Source organism: Aliiglaciecola aliphaticivorans (genome assembly GCF_054782055.1).
The window spans coordinates 23,036-42,395 of sequence record NZ_BAAGTF010000045.1; the positions used below are offsets into that span (position 1 = coordinate 23,036).

The 19,360-nt window shown below is 40.9% G+C and carries 17 protein-coding genes; 9 read left to right on the forward strand and 8 right to left on the reverse strand.

Annotated elements, in window-relative coordinates; all coding sequences use genetic code 11:
• Nucleotides 1-79 precede the first annotated feature (79 nt).
• Complete coding sequence (locus ACYVIL_RS18185) at nt 80-529, reverse strand: hypothetical protein (RefSeq protein ID WP_460313975.1); 450 nt, start codon at nt 527-529, stop codon at nt 80-82.
• A gap of 189 nt (nt 530-718) precedes the next feature.
• Between ACYVIL_RS18185 and ACYVIL_RS18190 the strand changes: the two genes are divergently transcribed.
• The 6 genes from ACYVIL_RS18190 (at nt 719) to lysC (ending at nt 7,561) form a co-directional block, all read left to right on the forward strand.
• Nucleotides 719-1,843 (forward strand): PQQ-dependent sugar dehydrogenase, encoded by a 1,125-nt coding sequence (locus tag ACYVIL_RS18190; protein ID WP_460313977.1) that lies wholly within the window; start codon nt 719-721, stop codon nt 1,841-1,843.
• 166 nt (nt 1,844-2,009) lie between these two features.
• A complete protein-coding gene (gene acnB / locus ACYVIL_RS18195) occupies nt 2,010-4,622 on the forward strand; it encodes a bifunctional aconitate hydratase 2/2-methylisocitrate dehydratase (protein WP_303475771.1) in 2,613 nt (870 codons plus the stop codon).
• Nucleotides 4,623-4,891: 269 nt separating this feature from the next.
• Nucleotides 4,892-5,113, forward strand: coding sequence for a hypothetical protein (locus tag ACYVIL_RS18200; RefSeq protein ID WP_303475768.1), 222 nt, complete (start codon nt 4,892-4,894; stop codon nt 5,111-5,113).
• Nucleotides 5,098-5,547 (forward strand): DUF192 domain-containing protein, encoded by a 450-nt coding sequence (locus ACYVIL_RS18205; RefSeq protein WP_460313980.1) that lies wholly within the window; start codon nt 5,098-5,100, stop codon nt 5,545-5,547. Before ACYVIL_RS18200 ends, ACYVIL_RS18205 begins: the two co-directional genes overlap by 16 nt.
• A gap of 60 nt (nt 5,548-5,607) precedes the next feature.
• Entirely contained in the window at nt 5,608-5,991 is a 384-nt protein-coding gene (locus tag ACYVIL_RS18210) for a GFA family protein (RefSeq protein ID WP_303475762.1), read from the forward strand.
• A gap of 217 nt (nt 5,992-6,208) precedes the next feature.
• The gene (gene lysC / locus ACYVIL_RS18215) at nt 6,209-7,561 is read left to right on the forward strand and encodes a lysine-sensitive aspartokinase 3 (RefSeq protein ID WP_303475759.1); all 1,353 of its coding nucleotides are present in this window, start codon (nt 6,209-6,211) and stop codon (nt 7,559-7,561) included.
• A 99-nt stretch (nt 7,562-7,660) separates the two neighbouring features.
• Here the strand turns inward: lysC and ACYVIL_RS18220 are convergent, their stop codons facing one another.
• The 7 genes from ACYVIL_RS18220 to ACYVIL_RS18250 form a co-directional block, all read right to left on the reverse strand.
• On the reverse strand, nt 7,661-9,685 hold the full coding sequence (locus ACYVIL_RS18220; protein ID WP_460313983.1) for a methyl-accepting chemotaxis protein: 2,025 nt from the start codon (nt 9,683-9,685) through the stop codon (nt 7,661-7,663).
• Between the two features lie 365 nt (nt 9,686-10,050).
• A complete protein-coding gene (locus tag ACYVIL_RS18225) occupies nt 10,051-10,875 on the reverse strand; it encodes a symmetrical bis(5'-nucleosyl)-tetraphosphatase (RefSeq protein ID WP_460313985.1) in 825 nt (274 codons plus the stop codon).
• Nucleotides 10,876-10,902: 27 nt separating this feature from the next.
• A complete protein-coding gene (gene apaG / locus ACYVIL_RS18230; protein WP_303475750.1) occupies nt 10,903-11,280 on the reverse strand; it encodes a Co2+/Mg2+ efflux protein ApaG in 378 nt (125 codons plus the stop codon).
• Nucleotides 11,280-12,089, reverse strand: coding sequence for a 16S rRNA (adenine(1518)-N(6)/adenine(1519)-N(6))-dimethyltransferase RsmA (gene rsmA, locus ACYVIL_RS18235; RefSeq protein WP_460313987.1), 810 nt, complete (start codon nt 12,087-12,089; stop codon nt 11,280-11,282). The genes apaG and rsmA overlap by 1 nt, the downstream gene beginning before the upstream one ends.
• Nucleotides 12,086-13,066 carry a 4-hydroxythreonine-4-phosphate dehydrogenase PdxA gene (gene pdxA, locus ACYVIL_RS18240; protein ID WP_303475744.1) on the reverse strand — a complete coding sequence of 327 codons (981 nt, stop codon included), beginning with the start codon at nt 13,064-13,066 and terminating at the stop codon, nt 12,086-12,088. The genes rsmA and pdxA overlap by 4 nt, the downstream gene beginning before the upstream one ends.
• A gap of 4 nt (nt 13,067-13,070) precedes the next feature.
• Nucleotides 13,071-14,372, reverse strand: a complete 1,302-nt coding sequence (gene surA / locus ACYVIL_RS18245) for a peptidylprolyl isomerase SurA (protein WP_303475741.1) — start codon at nt 14,370-14,372, stop codon at nt 13,071-13,073.
• 61 nt (nt 14,373-14,433) lie between these two features.
• Nucleotides 14,434-16,656, reverse strand: a complete 2,223-nt coding sequence (locus ACYVIL_RS18250; RefSeq protein ID WP_303475739.1) for an LPS-assembly protein LptD — start codon at nt 16,654-16,656, stop codon at nt 14,434-14,436.
• Nucleotides 16,657-16,833: 177 nt separating this feature from the next.
• Between ACYVIL_RS18250 and ACYVIL_RS18255 the strand changes: the two genes are divergently transcribed.
• Genes ACYVIL_RS18255 through djlA form a run of 3 tightly spaced genes read left to right on the forward strand, consistent with a single transcriptional unit; the run spans nt 16,834 to nt 19,360 of the window.
• Entirely contained in the window at nt 16,834-17,835 is a 1,002-nt protein-coding gene (locus ACYVIL_RS18255; RefSeq protein ID WP_460313990.1) for an aminoglycoside phosphotransferase family protein, read from the forward strand.
• Nucleotides 17,832-18,509, forward strand: a complete 678-nt coding sequence (gene murU, locus ACYVIL_RS18260) for an N-acetylmuramate alpha-1-phosphate uridylyltransferase MurU (RefSeq protein WP_460313992.1) — start codon at nt 17,832-17,834, stop codon at nt 18,507-18,509. Before ACYVIL_RS18255 ends, murU begins: the two co-directional genes overlap by 4 nt.
• A 2-nt stretch (nt 18,510-18,511) precedes the next feature.
• Nucleotides 18,512-19,360 carry a co-chaperone DjlA gene (gene djlA / locus ACYVIL_RS18265; protein ID WP_460313994.1) on the forward strand — a complete coding sequence of 283 codons (849 nt, stop codon included), beginning with the start codon at nt 18,512-18,514 and terminating at the stop codon, nt 19,358-19,360.

A 19,360-nucleotide genomic window follows, 5' to 3' on the forward strand; every position in this document is an offset into this window, starting at 1 on the left:
GGCCAAAAGAATGTCCTTGAGAAGAGTTCCATTCGCTCGCGGTGATTAACCTAGAAACATTCAATCTTGTGTTTTAGCGTTATTGCTTGCTGGATTTTTGCTGTCGTTGATACATAAATACCCAACCGCCAAAGAGTCCCGCCAGAGATTGCGCAACTATCCCCAATTGGGTTCTTGCTCCAGCGATTAAGGTTATGTCCATAACAGGTTGCATGGCGGATAAAATCGCAAACATAGCCACTGCACCACTTAGCGGGTATAACCATGGGAGTGGTTTAGTAAAGAGACGATTTATCCAATAAACACTTAAAAATGCCAGTAACAAACCTACAAAAATGATGACTCCATATGAGGGAAACAGACCAAGAATATCTTTACCTGAAGCAGACAACCTGGTTTGCCAGTTGATCATCACATCCAGTTTGATTAACTCGTGAAGAACAAATTGTGTGTGAAAAAGGCTCGCTAAAATAAAGCAACTGAGGGTCGCAGCAAGAAAATCCAATCCAAGTTTAATACTTTGTTTCATAGGTTAACCTTATTGTCGTCACGTTACCTAGTGTGGACCTTGAGATGAAATGTAACAACTTTCATCCCCACAATAAAAAATAAATAGGATCTGCTAAGTTCGCATTTTTTGTTTTTGTGAGTATATTTATAATTGATTTTAAGAAAAACACAGAATTTATTGCTGTGGTTTTAATCTAAGGAATGGTTTGTGAGCATTCGATTTTTCACCTTACTAGTCGTGTATTTGTTATGGGGTACCCCCCCCGTGAATGCTAAAAGCCAGGTAAATTTAGATGCATTTTTGGTTGAAGAGGTTGTGTCTGAGTTGAACTTCCCCTGGTCTGTTGCCTTTATTTCAGATAATCAATTCCTAGTCACAGAACGCTCTGGAAATTTGCGGCAAGTAGTGAATTTTACTTTGAGTAAACCCATAGAAGGGCTTCCCCAAGATATTTACGTGAAAAGCCAAGGCGGACTCTTGGATGTTGTGCTCCATCCGAACTATCAATCCAATGGTTGGATTTATCTTTCCTATTCGGCGGGTAATGATGAACGTAATACTCTCAAAGTTATTCGGGCTAAATTGCGAAACAATCAATTAGTCGATCGCCAAGTTATTTTCACTGTAAAACCTTTTCGAAATACACCGGTTCATTATGGCGGGAGATTGACTTTTTTAGGGGATAATTCCTTGTTAATTAGCTCGGGGGACGGTTTTGACTTTCGCGAAAATGCCCAGCGTGTGAATAATCAGATGGGCAAAATACTACGGGTTTTGGATAACGGCGATATCCCTAAAGATAACCCTTACATTGGTGAAACAGAAAAAAATCTCGCCCAATCTGTGTATTCCATAGGTCATCGTAATCCTCAGGGGCTAGTTTACGATCCTATCCGTAATCTTGTCTTTTCAAACGAACATGGTCCCGCTGGTGGGGATGAAATAAATATTATTCGAAAAGGTGATAACTATGGCTGGCCAGTGATTACGAATGGCAAAGATTATTCTGGGGCAATTATTAGCCCCTTTAAAAAATATCCAGGGATGCGCCAACCATTGGTTGATTGGACGCCTTCTATCGCGCCATCCAGTATCACCGTTTATGATGGCATGATGTTTCCGCAAATGCGCGGAGATCTGTTAGTCACAAGTTTGAAATCGAAAGAACTGATTTGGGTTCAAATGCAACAAAATAAAGTGGTGGGTCAGCAGTCTTTGTTCTCTGAGTTAGGTTATCGATTGCGTGATGTTAAAGTACATCCTGATGGTTCTTTGTATTTACTGGTTGATGCCGAAAAAGGTAAGATACTAAGGGTGACAGCGAATCATTAAGAGGTATTTTGCAAAGAATTTGAAATAATTAAATATGATTGATATATATTGATTTCATGTATGCTGGCTATAAATAAATAATCGTTGTGAATAATTCAATTTTTCGACGTTTACATTTATACTATCGCCACATTTCTCTGTATTCATAATTTAAAAGGACCAAAAAGTGTTAGAAGCTTATCGTAAACACGTAGAAGAGCGTGCCGCTGAGGGTATCCCCGCTAAACCATTAAATGCAGAACAAGTTGCTGGTTTGGTTGAATTACTAAAAAATCCTCCTGCTGGCGAAGAAGAGTTCTTGTTAGAGTTGTTATCTGAGCGAGTTCCTCCTGGTGTTGATGAAGCCGCTTATGTAAAAGCGGGTTTTCTAGCTGCTATCGTAAATGATGAAGCTACGTCTCCGTTGATATCAAAAGATGCAGCCATTCAATTACTGGGTAATATGCACGGTGGTTATAATATCGTAACCTTAGTGGCTGCTTTAGATAATGAAGATTTAGCTGAACTGGCCGCTGAAGAGTTGAAACATACTTTGTTGATGTTTGATGCTTTCCATGATGTTGAAGAAAAAGCAAAAGCAGGTAACAAGTATGCGAAAGAGGTTTTGCAATCTTGGGCTGATGCAGAATGGTTCACATCTCGTCCAGATCTACCTGAAAAAATTACTTATTCCGTATTTAAAGTTACCGGTGAAACTAACACTGATGACTTGTCACCTGCGCCTGATGCATGGTCGCGTCCTGATATTCCTTTGCATGCCCGCGCTGCTTATAAAATGACCCGTGATGGTCTAACGCCAGAAGTACACGGTGAAATTGGTCCACTTAAACAAATTGAAGAAGTGAAAGCGAAAGGTCACCCTGTTGCTTTTGTTGGTGATGTAGTCGGTACCGGTTCTTCACGTAAATCTGCAACTAACTCAGTACTTTGGTTCTTCGGTGAAGACTTGCCTGGTGTTCCGAATAAACGTGGCGGTGGTGTTTGTATTGGCGGTAAAGTTGCGCCAATTTTCTTCAACACAATGGAAGATGCAGGTGCCTTAGTATTTGAAGCCGATGTTGACAAAATGAACATGGGCGATGTGATTGATATCTACCCACTAGAAGGCCGTATTACAAATTCAGAAACCGGTGAAGAACTTGCCAAGTACGAATATAAGTCTGAGGTATTGTTAGACGAAGTTCGCGCTGGTGGCCGTATTAACTTGATCATCGGTCGTGGCTTAACTGAAAAAGCACGTGAATCCCTAGGTTTAGGTGCCACAGATTTATTCCGTAAGCCAGATCAACCAACTGATACGGGTAAAGGTTATACTCTTGCACAAAAAATGGTCGGTAAAGCATGTGGTGTTGATGGTATTCGTCCAGGCACGTATTGTGAACCTAAAATGACCACTGTTGGCTCGCAAGATACTACTGGCCCAATGACGCGCGATGAACTTAAAGATTTAGCTTGTTTAGGTTTCTCTGCAGATTTAACTATGCAGTCTTTCTGTCACACCGCGGCTTATCCTAAGCCGGTTGATATCGACACTCAGCATACCTTACCTGATTTCATTATGAATCGTGGTGGTGTATCGCTTCGTCCAGGTGACGGTATTATTCACTCTTGGTTAAACCGGATGTTATTACCAGATACTGTCGGTACTGGTGGTGATTCACATACTCGTTTCCCAATGGGGATTTCTTTCCCAGCAGGTTCTGGTTTGGTTGCCTTTGCTGCTGCAACTGGAGTCATGCCTCTTGATATGCCTGAGTCTGTATTGGTGCGTTTTAAAGGTAAAATGAAGCCAGGTATTACCTTACGTGACCTTGTTCATGCGATCCCTCTTTACGCTATCAAGCAAGGTCTATTGACCGTTGCGAAGAAAGGTAAAGTGAATGCGTTCTCTGGTCGTATTCTTGAAATTGAAGGCCTTGACGGACTGACAGTTGAACAAGCATTTGAATTGTCTGATGCCTCTGCAGAACGCTCTGCTGCAGGTTGTACTATTAAATTGTCAGAAGAGTCAATTGCTGAGTACCTAACGTCTAACATCACCATGCTACGCTGGATGATCAACGAAGGTTACGGCGATCCTCGTACCCTTGAGCGTCGTGCACGTAAGATGGAAGAATGGTTAGCGAATCCTGAGCTTATGGTAGCTGACAAAGACGCTGAATATGTTGAAACCATTGAAATCGATCTTGATGAAATCAATGAACCAATCTTATGTTGTCCAAACGATCCAGATGATGCTAAAACATTATCTGACGTTGCTGGCGAAAAAATTGATGAAGTGTTCATCGGTTCATGTATGACTAACATCGGTCACTTCCGTGCTGCTGGTAAACTACTTGAGCAATACAACAAAACCTTGCCAACACGTTTGTGGATTTCTCCACCAACGAAGATGGACAAAGCGGTATTGATGGATGAAGGTTATTACAACATCTATGGTCGAGTAGGTGTACGTACAGAAATGCCTGGTTGTTCATTATGTATGGGTAACCAAGCACGTGTGTTGGCTAATTCAACTGTACTATCCACCTCTACACGTAACTTCCCTAACCGTTTAGGTGATGGTGCTGATGTTTACTTGTGTTCTGCTGAACTTGCTGCTGTAGGGGCTATCGTTGGCCGTATTCCTACTACTGCTGAGTACATGGAATATGCGAATAAGATTGAGTCTATGTCGGGTGACGTGTTCCGCTACTTAAACTTCGACCGTATCGAAGAGTTTAAGAAAGCTGAAGATGCAGCCAAAGACAAGATCATTCCAGCACTTAATATTGCATAACTTGCGTTGCATGATTAATAGTGCATAGGTATTTATTACCTGAATAAACATTTTAAAACCGAACGTAATCTTTGATTCGTTCGGTTTTTTTATGCATTCTAGTTGGCCCAAAGAGGGTTGTTTTTGGACGGCGATAAAGGTATCTCAGTTGTTTTCCTTACACAATTCACAGATGGCTCTTTGTCTATTGCATACTCCCTATGGGTGGGAACTATTTAATCAACATGGGTTCCTACATTATTGATCTTGGTAAAAAATTGGGAAAAACAATGAAGATGATTTTATTGCTGCTAGCGGCATTCAGCTTAGGCGCTTGTAGCGCAAGTTCAACTAAAGAATTTTTAGGCCACGCAGCTGCAAATGCTGCCGATACTCAGGTAGGATATAACCAACAACAGTGTTTTACAGTGAAAAGCCAGTGTGTTCAGGGACATTATGAGACCTGGGAGACAAGTGATGGCGTTGAAGGATGTTCATGCAAAAAACTATAACTAAACATGTATATGCGGCGGCCTTGTTTCTTGGCTTGTCGCTACTATCATTTGCTAGTCATGCTGTTGAGTTTGACGAAGCAAAAGTGCAGATCCGTGAAATTGCGTTGGCGGTGGAATATGCTCACTCGTTTGAACAGCGCGCCACAGGATTAATGCACAGAAAGTCTTTGTGTGATAATTGTGGCATGCTATTCAAATATTCAAGACCTCGTATTGCGGGTATGTGGATGAAAAACACCTTTATCCCACTCGATGTTGCCTTTATTGATGACCAAGGAAAGATTACCGACATACGAGGGATGCAACCCCATGACTTAACGTCAATTAATTCATCCACTGAGGTGCTTTATGCGCTGGAAATGAATTTAGGTTGGTTTGCAAAACACAATATTAACGTAGGAGACATTGTAGAAGTCGCCATTCCTAAATAGCGTTAGTGTTGTTAGGTGTAATCAAGGTTTTATTCAATATTTTCATTGCGGAGGAATTCGATGAAATACAGGGGCAGTTGTCATTGTAAAGCGGTCCAGTTTGAAGTGGAGTCTGACGACCATGTTGAAGTCGAGGATTGCAATTGTTCAGTGTGTAGCAAATTTGGATTTTTGCACTTAATTGTCCCCAAACAGCACTTTAGATTAATTTGTGGTGAACAATTTTTAACTGAATATAGATTCAATACCGGCGTCGCTAAACATACCTTCTGTAAAGTCTGTGGTGCTAAACCATTTTATATCCCTCGTTCTAATCCTGATGGAGTCGACGTGAATGTGCGTTGTTTAGATAGCAAACCTGCAAACATCACCATTGTCCCTTTCGATGGTCAAAATTGGGAAGACAACGCCGCCAAACTCGCCCACAAAAGTAAGTTGAACTAGTTGTTCTGTATAAGCTCGTTTCCTGACTGACTTCCATTTGCAGACATTGAGATATTTATAAGTTGATTTTTGAATTATTATTTGAAATTAATAAATAACTATTCAGTTAAAAAATGCATATTCAATACAAAACTAATCGAAGGAAATTGCAATTTATTGCTTTTAAATATGTGTATATCTGGTAATTTACAGCGATTATTTTCAAAGAGGATCAAGCGTGACAATTCCTGACCTTAATATCGCCAAGTTTGGTGGCACAAGTGTGGCAAATTATGCCGCAATGCAAAACTGCGCAAAGATTATCGCAGCTAATCCATCTACCCGGGTGGTGGTAGTGAGTGCGTCTGCGGGGGTAACGAACCATTTAGTTAGTCTCGCTAATACGGCGTTAACTCACGCACAAATAGCCAATACTATAGAGCACATCAAAACCATTGAAAATGCAATTGTCGCTGAGCTTGCACAGCCCCAGCAAGTCACGGAGAAATTGAACTCGTTATTTGATGCAATGGAAAAAGTAGCTTATCACGAAGAACTGTTACATCGGGATGATTTGAAAGACAAATTACTGTCTTTTGGTGAACGTATGTCATCTTTATTGATTACAGAAGTGTTAAAAGAGCAGGGCGTACAAGCAGAGAATTTTGATGCCCGTAATGTGCTGCGTACAAATTCTGTGTTTGGTGAGGCGGTTCCGCAAATTGAGCAAATTAAATCCTTAGCAAGCCAAGTGATGAAGTCGGAATTATCACAAAAAGTGTATGTCACTCAGGGTTTTATTGGTGCCGACGAGCAAGGCAGAACAACCACATTAGGCCGCGGCGGAAGTGATTTTAGTGCTGCGCTTCTGGCTGAAGCTTTGGATGCGGTTAGTTGCGAAATTTGGACGGATGTGGTCGGCGTATTCACCACAGATCCTCGAATCACTGATGCTGCTCGACCGTTACCAGAATTGAGCTTCGATGAAGCGGCCGAAATGGCTAACTTTGGGGCAAAAGTACTGCATCCCGCGACGATGGAGCCAGCCTTACGTAAAAACATTAAAGTGTTTGTTGGTTCAAGTAAAGAGCCGGAAAAAGGTGGAACCTGGATTGTCAGAGACTGTGATAATGAACCTCCTTATCGGGCTATTACACGTCGTAAACAACAAGTAATGGTGACGGTAAAAACCCCAAAAATGATGCATGCTCAAGGTTTCTTGCAGCAAGTATTTACGATCATCGCTAAGCACAGTTTAAGTGTTGATTTGGTCACCACATCTGAAATCGCAGTGTCATTTACATTGGATAATCCGACTAATTCAGTTGCCGAAAAGCTGAATCGCGAAACCCTTGATGAGTTGCGAGATTTCTGTGAAGTGGTGGTTGAGAGCGATTATGATCTAGTCACCGTAGTGGGTAACAATATGCATAGTGCTGCCGGTGTTTCAGCCAAAATATTTTCATCGGTGAGGGATTATAACTTGCGCATGATTTGTTATGGCGCCAACCCCCACAATATGTCATTTTTAGTCCATCAAGATGACAGTACTGAGATTGTCAAAGAACTGCACCGTTCGCTGTTCGAATAAGCTCAATCTGTTTATCAATTTCCATAAAAAACGCTGCTTCTTAAAGCAGCGTTTTGGTTTCAATGAAGACGGTCTTTTCAGTATTCTTCCTAGTGTTATTTACACTCTAAATTGTTGAATAGATGCTTGCAATTCTTCTGCTAAGCGCGCGACTTCTTCACTTGATTCAGCCGTTTGTTGAGCCCCCGTTGACGTTTCCTCTGCAATGCCCACAATATTCTCTAATTTCTCACTGATCTCTTGTGACACGACATTTTGCTCTCTGGCTGATTGCTCTATCTGACTGCTCACATCATGGGCTCTATGCACTGCTTCTGTAATTAAGTCTAGTGCTTGAGTGGCTTTTTCTGTTTCATCAACACACACTGTGGCTTGTTCTTTGCCCTGGTTCATCACCATCACAGCTTTTTCCGCGCCAGCTTGTAGCACTTCTATCATGTCATTTATTTCTTGCGTTGATTTTTGCGTTCTGCTGGCCAGAGTTCGCACTTCATCTGCTACCACGGCAAACCCTCTACCATGTTCTCCGGCGCGAGCCGCTTCTATGGCAGCGTTTAGTGCTAAAAGGTTAGTTTGGTCAGCTACTCCGCGGATAACGTCCAAAATCCCGCCGATACTCGCGCTATCTTGGTGAAGTTTATTAATGACGTTTGCAGCGTCATCTACATCAATCGCCAGCTTTTCAATGGTCATCTTATTGTTTAAAGAAATACCTTTGACTTTTTCCGCTTCTTTATCAGCGTGACGAATTTGGTTCAAGGTATCTTCCGCGCTTTGGGTAACCATTTGAGACGTACTGTGCATTTCAGTAGTTGCCGTTGCCACTTGAGCAACTTGAGATTTCTGGTTCTGAATGGAATGAGTGGTTTGGGCGGTTACAGTCGAGGTTTGCTCAGATGCAGCGGCAAGTTGAGAGGCGCGTGTACTTATTCCACTTATTAAGGTTTTGAGGCTATCGATTAGGTTATTTACACTAGTTGCCAACTCCCCAAACTCATCATCGGAGCTATCGTCTAATTTGCGGGTTAAATCACCTGAAGAGACAACATGTAATACGTCATTGACCTTCCCTAAGGGCACGGTAATGGCTCTTACGCTAGCCCATGCTATCCAGGCTGCTAATACCGCTGAGACAATAGTTAAGACTATGATGATGGTTGTTGCTAAGGATACACGATTGGCCACTTGCTCTTTCATGGCGTTGGTTTTTTCGTCAGCAACTTTCAATAGCGCATTTAATTCTGCAATGGCTTCTTGAATATTTTGTTCAGAAGCATTCAACGCTTCTGCAGATTTTATTTGATTGTTTAAGCGCGTAATTTGCGTGTTTAACAAGCCATCAGAAGCGGTTACCGAACTAATGACAGAATTCACTAAATTAGTGATTTCTTGCATAGTGCCACTGTCATCACGGTTGCCCACCAATGATTGCATTTCTCCTAACTGTTTAGATATTTGTGCAACAACTAACTCTACTTCGTTACCAATAGTGTCGGCGCGAACCAAGTTTTCAGTCTTAATGTAGTCTGCACTGACAGTTAAGAGCGACAGTAATGAGGTTTCTAAGTTACTTCCTATTTCTGCAGCTTTACTCAATTGGTCATCATTTTGAACACTTTCTAAATCGGCAAAATCAAGCAATAAGGTGGATGAGTCATCTGAATTATCTTCAACTGTTTCAACTATTTCCTCTAACCGGGCTCCTTCGTCTAAATAGGCCTTACGGTTTTCAAACATGTTAGTTACGTTGCTATTGTATTGCTGATAAATACCATCAACATTTTGCACCGCTTGACTAAACCTAGGGTCCTTACTAACTTTACTTTTAACCATAGAGACTTCATTTTTGAAGTTAGATTCACTAACCAGCAAGTTCTCCAATTGACTATTTAAGGCATCAGAATCTGTTTCATAAAATCCCGCTACAGTAAGCCTACCCATATTCAAAAAAGAAATTTTAAGTTGATTACTGGCATTTAAGGTGGGAATGGCTAATGTATTTACTTCGTCAGTTGCCGAATCAATGGAATTAAAGTTTATTAGCGAAGAAATACCGATTACCAGAAGTAGAACAGAAATAACGGCAAACCCGCCTATTACCCTTAATGCGACTGATATTTTCATTTAGATATTCCTCTGGTTTCGTGATCTTATTATTATTGTGTTCGCACAGATCATACTTTTAACAATTGCGATTTTAGTGTGCCAAACTTTGATATAAAAGTCATAAACTACTTAACTATGCAAATCAGTTTATCACTGGTTTTGACTAAACATAATGACTTTATCAGTTGATACGTACATAAAACGATGACTAAGTATATTTCTCAAATCCGTTTTAATAAGCGCTGTTAACTATTTTTAAATTATCAAAAATAGTTAAATTCTAAGCATCTTGTAATAACTTACTGAATTGATTAGTAAATTAAACTCTATTTCAATTTATCGACATAATGTTCTGTTTCTTTAGAAAGGAATTATGAGGGGGATTAAGTGAATGGATTCGTCTCATTTTGAACGCTAAATTTCTGTTCGTTTTCAATGCAATATAAGGTCATGGTGTTGCCCCAAACATAACCTGTATCTAGGGCAATATATTGATTAGATTGGGTTTGCCCCATTAAGGTTGCCCAGTGACCGAAAATAATACGTTGATTCTTATTGATATTCTCATTTGGGACTTCAAACCAAGGTTTCAAAGAGCTGTTCTGTTTAGTCGGTGAACATTTTGTCTCAAATTCCAAAATAGCCGATTTTTTTAGGTATCGCATACGGGTAAAGGCATTGATGATAAACCGTAATCGCTGTGTATGCTTTAATTGTTCATCCCAACGATCTGGCTTAGCGCCATACATGGATGCTAACAAACTTAAGTAATCTGGGCCTGCGAGAATAGTGCTAACTTCATCGCTTAACTCTATTGCTTGTTTAAATGACCATTGGGGATATAAGCCAGCATGGCTCAATAAGGTATCTTTGTTGATGCGTAAAGCCAAAGGCTTTTTTCTCAGCCAGTTAGCCAATTCTTCAGCGTGTTCTGATTGTAATAGTGGACCTAAAAAATCGCTGCGTTTCGCCTTTTTCAATTGCCCTAATATGGCAAGAAAATGTAAGTCGTGGTTGCCCAAAACCGTTTCAAAAGCTCCACCAAGGGATTTTAAGAATAGCAGGGTGTTAAGTGAATCAGGCCCTCTGGCGACAAGATCACCTACGGCCCATAATTTATCATGGTTTGGGTCAAACTGTATTTTATCCAATAATTGCCGTAAACCCGAATAGCAACCTTGAATATCACCCACGACATAATTAGACATATAATTTGTATAAAGTTTGAATGATGATTAATTAAGAACGTTGCTATCAGCTAGCCTAAATACTTTTATGGGTACTTTGAGCAGCTCATCATTTTCAGCACATTTGAATTCATAGTGGCCTTGCATAGTCCCTACGGGAGTGTCTAAAATGGCACCGCTGGTATATTGGTAAGATTCTCCGGGTTTTATTAACGGCTGCTCACCCACCACGCCTTTACCAGCAACTTCTGATTTGTCACCATTTCCATCCGTAATGAGCCAGTAGCGGTTGCGCAGCGTCACTTCATCTTTACTATTGTTAGTGATGGTTATTTTATATGCAAAGGCATATTTTTCCTCGGTTTCTGGAAATCTATCTTCAAGATATTGAGTTTGCACATCGATGCTAATATCGTTAGCGTCCATTATTCTAAAGTTCCTTGTTGAGAGAGGAAGTTGGCTACAGTTGCAAAATCAGCAAGACTTAGGTTTTCTGCTCTTAGTTCCGGATTAATTCCCAGGTCTTCAAGTTGTTTTTCTTCTATCAATTTTTTCAAACTATTGCGAATGGTTTTTCTGCGCTGATTAAACGCTTGAGCGCAGACTTGATTCAACATTTTTTGTTCAATTACTTGTACTGGCTTTTCGCTATGCGGTAATAATCTTACCACCGCTGAATCAACCTTTGGTGGCGGGTTAAACGCTCCTGGCGGTACATGCAAAACAGGTATCACTTGGCAGTGATATTGTGCCATGACAGATAACCTACCGTAGTTCTTTTCACCCGCTTTAGCGGCTAATCTATTCACTACTTCTTTTTGCAGCATAAAGTGCATGTCTTTAATTTTATTTGCAAAAGAGAATAGGTGGAACATCAAAGGCGTGGAAATATTGTAGGGTAAATTGCCAAAAACCCGCAGAGGATTTTGCTCATCACCTAATTCAGAGAAATCAAATTTTAAAGCATCTGCTTCTATCACATTCAATTTTTTCGAAATGAATGGGTGAGATCTCAGTCTATCCGCCAAATCTCGGTCTAATTCGACAACGTTAAGTTTACTTATATGCTCACACACAGGTTCGGTTAAAGCGGCTAAACCCGGACCTATCTCAACTAAGTTTTCTCCATCGACGGGATGAATCGCAGAGACTATTTGATCAATTATATAGGCATCGTGAAGGAAGTTTTGACCAAAACGTTTACGCGGAGTATGGCCTAAATGTTGTTTACTCATATACGTTTTACTGCCAATTTTAGGGCGTCATTGATGGCACATTCGAAGCTTCCTGGATTGGCTTCGCCTTTTCCAGCCAAATCTAATGCCGTTCCATGGTCAACTGATGTACGAATAAAGGGTAGGCCTAAGGTGGTATTAACCGACTTACCAAAGCCTTTGTATTTTAACACTGGCAATCCTTGGTCATGGAACATGGTAAGAATAACGTCAGCTTGCTGCATATACTTTTCTTGAAACATAGTGTCTGCTGGTAAAGGACCCGTTATCTTCAGCCCTTGCTCACGTAACTCATCTAATGCAGGTATAATTATATCGATTTCTTCGCGCCCTAAATGTCCATCTTCACCTGCATGGGGGTTTAAACCACATACAAAAATATGCGGCGTGGGTATGCCAAATTTAAGCTTCATATCGGTATGCACAATGTGCAACACTTTATGTAACCTTTCACGGGTTATCGCCTTTGCCACATAAGCTAACGGGATATGAGTAGTGGCTAATACAACTCGCAAGCCTTCTGTGGATAACATCATAACCACGTCTTGGGTGTTTGATTGGCTGGCAAAATACTCGGTATGCCCACTGAAGGAAATACCAGCCTCGTTAATAATGCCTTTATTCACCGGACCTGTGACAACCGCGTCAAACTCTTGATTCATGTTTTTGGCGCAGGCCTGGCGTAAGGTCTCCACAACATATAAGCCGTTTTTAGCATCGAGTTGACCAGCAACGACTTTTACTTTTGTCGGAATATCAATGATGTATAGTTGCCCTGGCCCTTGCACCTGGGCAACACCATTTTCATAATCAAGCAACGTCAAAGGCAGATCAAGCATTGCTGCTCGTTCAGTTAACATGTTCCGGTCAGCAAATACGACTAATTGAGCGTCCCACTTTTTTTGTGCTAGCTGAATAATAAGGTCAGGACCAACTCCCGCGGGTTCTCCTGGCGTGATGGCTATTTTAAAGGGCAATTATTTAACTTCCTAATTCAGATGAGGTCTCTAACACTTCGATATAAGCAGCATCGCGCATCTCTCTCAACCAAGCATCGGTTTCTTCAGTAAATTTACGATTAAAAATAAGCTGATAAGCTTTGTCTTCTTTGCGCTTGTCGGTGGCATCATCAACTCGCTTATCGATCAGCTGCACTAAGTGCCAGCCATGTGAAGAGCGAAACGGTTGACCAATTTCATCCTTTTCTAATTTACTTAAGGCATCTTTAAACGCGGGTACATAGATATTAGGGTCATTCCAGCCTAATTCGCCCCCTTTAATTGCCGAACCCGGGTCGGCAGAGTGCTCTTTCGCAAGGTCTTCAAAAGTCGCTTCACCGTCAATAATTTGTTTACGGAATTCTTCTAGTTTTTCCTTGGCTTTTTCATCACTTAATATTACCGAAGGTTTAATCAGTATATGTCTGGCATTTACTTCTTGTACTTTTACAACTTCGATACCACGTAAATCTTTCACTTTTAAAATATGAAATCCAGCTCCACTTCGAATCGGCCCAACAATTTCATCTTTGCCTTTATCTTGCACGGCTTCTGCAAAAAGAGTGGGCATGGAGTTGATATTCATCCAACCTAAATCACCGCCCTCTAGCGCCTTAGAACCCGACGATGAAGCGATTGCAATTCGTGTGAAATCAGAACCACTGTTGAGTAATTCTAATACTTTATCTGCGGTTGATTTCGCTTTGGCAATATCTTCATCTGTAGGCTGGGGAGGAAAGCCAATTAATATATGTCCCAAGTTGTATTCCGCTTGCTCCGCACCTTGCTCATCAATTAACTTCACTAAGTTCTCAATTTCTTGCGGTGTGATATAAACTCTTCTACGTACGTTTGCACGTCGCACTTCTTGGGTGATCAACTCTTTACGAATGTCTTCACGGTAGACTTCAAAAGGAATCCCATCTTTGGCAATGGCGGCTCTGAATTGATCCATTGATAAATTATTATTCGCTGCAATCCCCGCGATGGTTTGATCGAGCTGAGGATCGCTTATTTGTATCCCCATTTTTTCAGCCATTTGGGTTTGCAAATTATCTGTGACTAATTTTTCAATGGCTTGGGTGCGCAGGGCGCGATCTGAAGGTAGAGTTTGATTGTTGGTTTCTGCATTGCGCTTCACCTGTCCAACCAAAGCATCTATTTCACTTTCTAATATGACTCCTTGATCAACAATAACGGCTACTTTATCTAGCGAAACCTGTTGTGCCACACTTTGAAAGCTAAGAAGTGTGGTTAAAGCTATAACGACGACTAATAATTTCATGTTTATTACTTTTACTCAAAACGTTGTGAAAATGTCCGCAATTTGGACATTATATCTGTTATTAATTTATCAGGTAAGATTGGCGATAACCAAAAAGACCATCTTCGAGCATATCTCGGCGACTCGAGCTAGCTTCGCCACCGGTAAATTTAAAGCTAAATTTCAAATTAACACTGGTCTCAAATTCCTGTGTATCTTGTATTCCACTGTCATCAAACCGGTTGCTTAAGTAACGCTGACCAACAATGCTGACTGCCCAACAACATGACTCGTACTGAATACCGGTATAGGTTTCAATGGTACGTTGGGTGTTCAAATCTTTATACCATCTACCTACCCAGTGCCAATTTTTAGCCAATGGCCAACTTGCCGTCACACCCATTTGATCGATTTTTTCGCCGGATAAATTACGCACAAATCTGTGATTCAACTGAAATATTTTATCTTCACTTAATTGATATTCCAATGAAATACTGCTGCGCTCTACTTTATCAGTTTTAGTGGCAATCTGTATTTCTGAATGGGCAAACCATTTACTGCCTATTTTCCAATCTAATTCAGAAGCTAGGGCAGATTGATCTTCATCTTTACTGGCTGCGACTACACGGTTCTCTTTGAGATAGAAAATTTGACCTAAACTAAGGGCAAATTGTTCCCGACTATTTTCATCTAATATTCTTGTTGTTAACCCCACGGTCACCTGATTGTTATCACTAATTCGGTCTAGGCCAGTAAATTCCTGTCCACGAAATAACCCATTAAAGTCATTTAAAAGGCGAGTTGTATCATAAAGCCCTATATCATTCTGGTCTTCATAACTGGTATATAAGTATTGAATTTTAGGTTCTAAGGTTTGTCTTAATTCGTTATCGAACCACTCAATATCCTTTTCGAAATGTAAAGCGCCATAAACCCGACCTTGGGTCAAAGAGCGATTAGTGCGCTTTGCCAGCTCAGTTCCTTCAATGTTATCTTGACGATAATAGGTATTCAATAAAGTGGCTTCTGCTAAAAACTCCCCCCAATGGGCCTGCAAAGGCAAGGCGACGCTTGGAGCTAAATGTAATCGCGTTGCTTTGGGTAAGTCTGACTGCTTATTTTCAAAATAAGCAAGTTCTGAGTTAATTCGAAATTCTAATCCAGCAAACATATCCGTTTGATAATTCAGTTTTAGCTCAGGTAGCGCGCGATAATTGGTTGGATGATCACCAATAATTTCAAAATCTCTCACGTGAAGGGAGAAATCTAACTTATCGCTGTAATAATTCAGAGCCATTGTTTGGTATAAGTGGGTGTCTGCTCGATTATAAAAATCTGAGCCAAAGTCCACAATATAGTTATCGTCACTCAACGCATTGTAATCAATGTTTAAGTGCCAATTGTTTCCGATGCTGGTGGAATTCAACAGTCGATAAAAGTATCTGGCATCACTATCACCGGTACTTTTATCATCATCCAAATATTCGATATTGACTTGTCCAGTACTTTGCTCAGTTAGATAGCGAAATTCGGTTTTTAACATTACCCCAAGGTCAGTCATGACCCGAGGTGAAAAGGTAGCGTCGTAATTTTCCGCAATATTCCAGTAGAACGGTTGTTCGTAATCTAATCCCGTTGTGCTAGAAGTGGTGATCTCTGGAAATAATAATCCGGTTTGTCGTTGGTCCGACACCGGAAAAACAAAATAGGGTAGATAAAAAACAGGAATGTCTTTCAAGTAAAAGACAGTGTTAATCGCTTCTCCCCACAAGGCATCTTCTTCAATTTTGATGCTGCTAGCATTTATTTTCCAATCTTCATCACCTTCCGGGCAGGTTGTGTAGCTGACATCAGTTAACTCAATTCCCACTTGTTCATCAATATCGATTACCCCGGCGGCACCTCTGCCTCCGAATTGGCGTAAGTGATATTCGGTGTTATTCATGGACAATTGACCAGAGGTTGTGTTTAACCGAACATCGCTGCTTTGCACGACCATTAAATTGTCGTTATAACTCACATCCCCAGAGGCCTTTAATTCTGTATTATCTTTGTCTATGGTTGCATTGTCGGCCAGAATACGGGCTTTTTCGTTATCAATGACGATATCGCCCTCGAATGTTGCATACCGGTTTTGTTTAATTTCAGCGCGGTTGGCTTTGACTCTAATTTGATCGGCTAAAATAGATTGGTCAGCAATAAACTCTTGTGTATTAACTTTACAAGAAGATATTGGCTGTACTTGAGCTGCAACACTCCCAACGGTGCATGTTAGGAGGATAGAAGTGATATGGTTAATTTGCATACAGGGTCTAAGTTAAATTGCCATGTAGAGGTCGATAATCGACATTAAAAGTGTAAATTTTAAGTACTTGAACACGATTTACTAATAAACTTCCCAAAAAATACACCACAATGGATTTCCTTTGATCTATTATGCTTTCGCATTGGCTATATTTATACCACAAATATGAGGTAAAACGTGACACAAATAGTGCAAATTAAGCAGGCATTGTTAGAATGGATAAATTCTTCCACCGCGTTTAAATGCCAGAACATAGAAATGATTTTTGGTGATGCAAGTTTTCGTCGCTATTTTCGATTTTGGGATGAAGTCAGTCATACCTCAATTATTGCGGTAGATGCTCCACCAGAATTCGAAGATAGCTCAAAATTTGTCAATCTTGCCAATGCCTATTTCCAACATCAAGTTATAGTGCCCAAAGTGCTAGCGCATGATCCCAAACGCGGTTTCTATTGCTTACAAGACTTTGGCGATATGCAATTCAGCCAAGGATTAAATTTGGATTCGATGCATCCACTATATACTCAAGCACTTAATCAAATTCCTGCAATTCAATCCTGTACGGTGACCAACGGCCAACCTTTACCTTTGTACGATGACGAGTTGCTAGGAAAAGAAAAGTACATTTTTACCCACTGGTTAATTGAGGTGCATTTAAACATCAAGCTAACAAAAAACCAACAGGATACAGTGGATAAATGCTATGAATTTTTGCATCAAACATTTAAATCTCAACCGCAAGTAGGGGTGCATAGAGATTTCCATAGTCGTAACTTGATGTTATTGGACAATGGCGATATTGGCGTGATTGACTTTCAAGATGCGGTGATTGGCCCTATTACTTATGATGCGGTATCGTTATTAAGAGATTGCTATCAAAAATGGCCCAGGGAATTAGTCGATTCTTTACTACGTGAGTTTCACCAGCGTTTTTATGGGCAATATCAATGGCAAGATTTCTCCCGTTGGTTTGATCTTACAGGCTTACAACGACACCTTAAAGCGAGTGGAATTTTTTGTCGACTTTTCCACCGCGATGGCAAAAATGACTATTTAACGCATATTCCACGAACCTTAGAATATATTCTCGAGGTGGGGAGCCAGTATGCAGAGTTAACGGATCTGGTTGCACTAATAGAAAACACAATTAAACCTAAATTATTGGAGTTATCTAAGTGAAAGTCGCGATGATTTTGGCTGCGGGCAGAGGTGAGCGAATGCGGCCGCTTACGGATACGACTCCTAAACCTTTGTTAAAGGTTAGAGGGAAAGCGTTAATCGAACTTCACTTGGAAAAGTTAGCCGCTGCTGGCTTTGAGCATGTGGTCATCAACCATGCCTGGTTGGGTGAGCAAATTGAACGCTATCTAGGCAGTGGCGAGCGTTACAATCTGCGTATTCATTACTCAGCAGAAACTGACGCACTGGAAACTGCCGGTGGAATAATCAACGCATTGCCAATCATTAAAGCCTGTTTGCGTGAACAGCGTTACTTTGCAGTGATAAATGGGGATGTTTACTCTGATTTTGAGTTTAGTTGTCTACCCGATGGGTTAAATGGCAGCAAAGGCCATTTGGTTTTAGTCGATAACCCCCCACATAACGTAAAGGGCGACTTTAGTTTAAATGAAAACACCGTTGTGCGTCAGTCACCAAAACAATTCACTTTTAGCGGAATAGCTGTTTATGATGTGAATTTATTCGCTAACCTTGAAGGGCGTAAATCATCATTGGCCCCGCTTCTTTTTGACTTAGCAGATAAAGGCCAACTTTCAGGTCAGCATCATTCTGGTATTTGGTTTGATATAGGTACACCACAACGTTTAGCACAAATTAATAATATGGAAGGGTAATAATGCCGATTTGGGGAAGAGTGTTAGGAACTGTCTTTGGGTTTATGTTCCGAGGCCCGATAGGAGCACTAATTGGATATATCATAGGCCACTTTTTTGATAAGGGATACAGTCGCGATTTCAATCAGATGGGAGGCTTCAGTCGGTTTTTTACCAGTCAAGATGAACTGAAATCCCAAGCGATATTTTTTCATGCGTTATTTTCCCTTATGGGGCACATCGCTAAAGCTGACGGCCAAGTGACGGATTCTGAAATTCGCATGGCCACGGCCCTGATGGATCAAATGAATCTACAAGGGGATACTCGCAAGGAAGCGCAACAAGCTTTTCGTGAAGGCAAAGCAAATGACTTTCCAGTGGAAGAGGTGTTGCGCGAGTTTAAAGCGTCTTGTCATGGTCGCCGAGATGTCTTACAAGTCTTCTTAGAGATTCTCATTCAAGCGGCCTTTGTGGATGGCAAATTAGATAAAAAAGAACAGCGTGTATTGGAAAGTGCAGCCCGTCATTTAGGTTTTAAAGAACATGAGTTTCTGTATTTACTTTCCATGTATGAAGCGGAAATACGTTTCCGTACGGGGCAAGCAGGCGGTAGCCGTGGTCGCACTCATTCTCAGCAACCTCATTATTCCCAACAACAATCGTTAGCGGATGCTTATAAAATATTAGGGGTGAATGAAAACGACGACGGACGGACGATCAAAAAGGCGTATCGCAAACTGATGACCGAATATCACCCTGATAAACTGGTGTCTAAAGGCCTACCGAAACAAGCCATTGAAATAGCGAAAAATAAGGCCCAGGATATACAATCGGCTTATGATTTGATTAAACAAGTCAAAGGGTTCAAATGA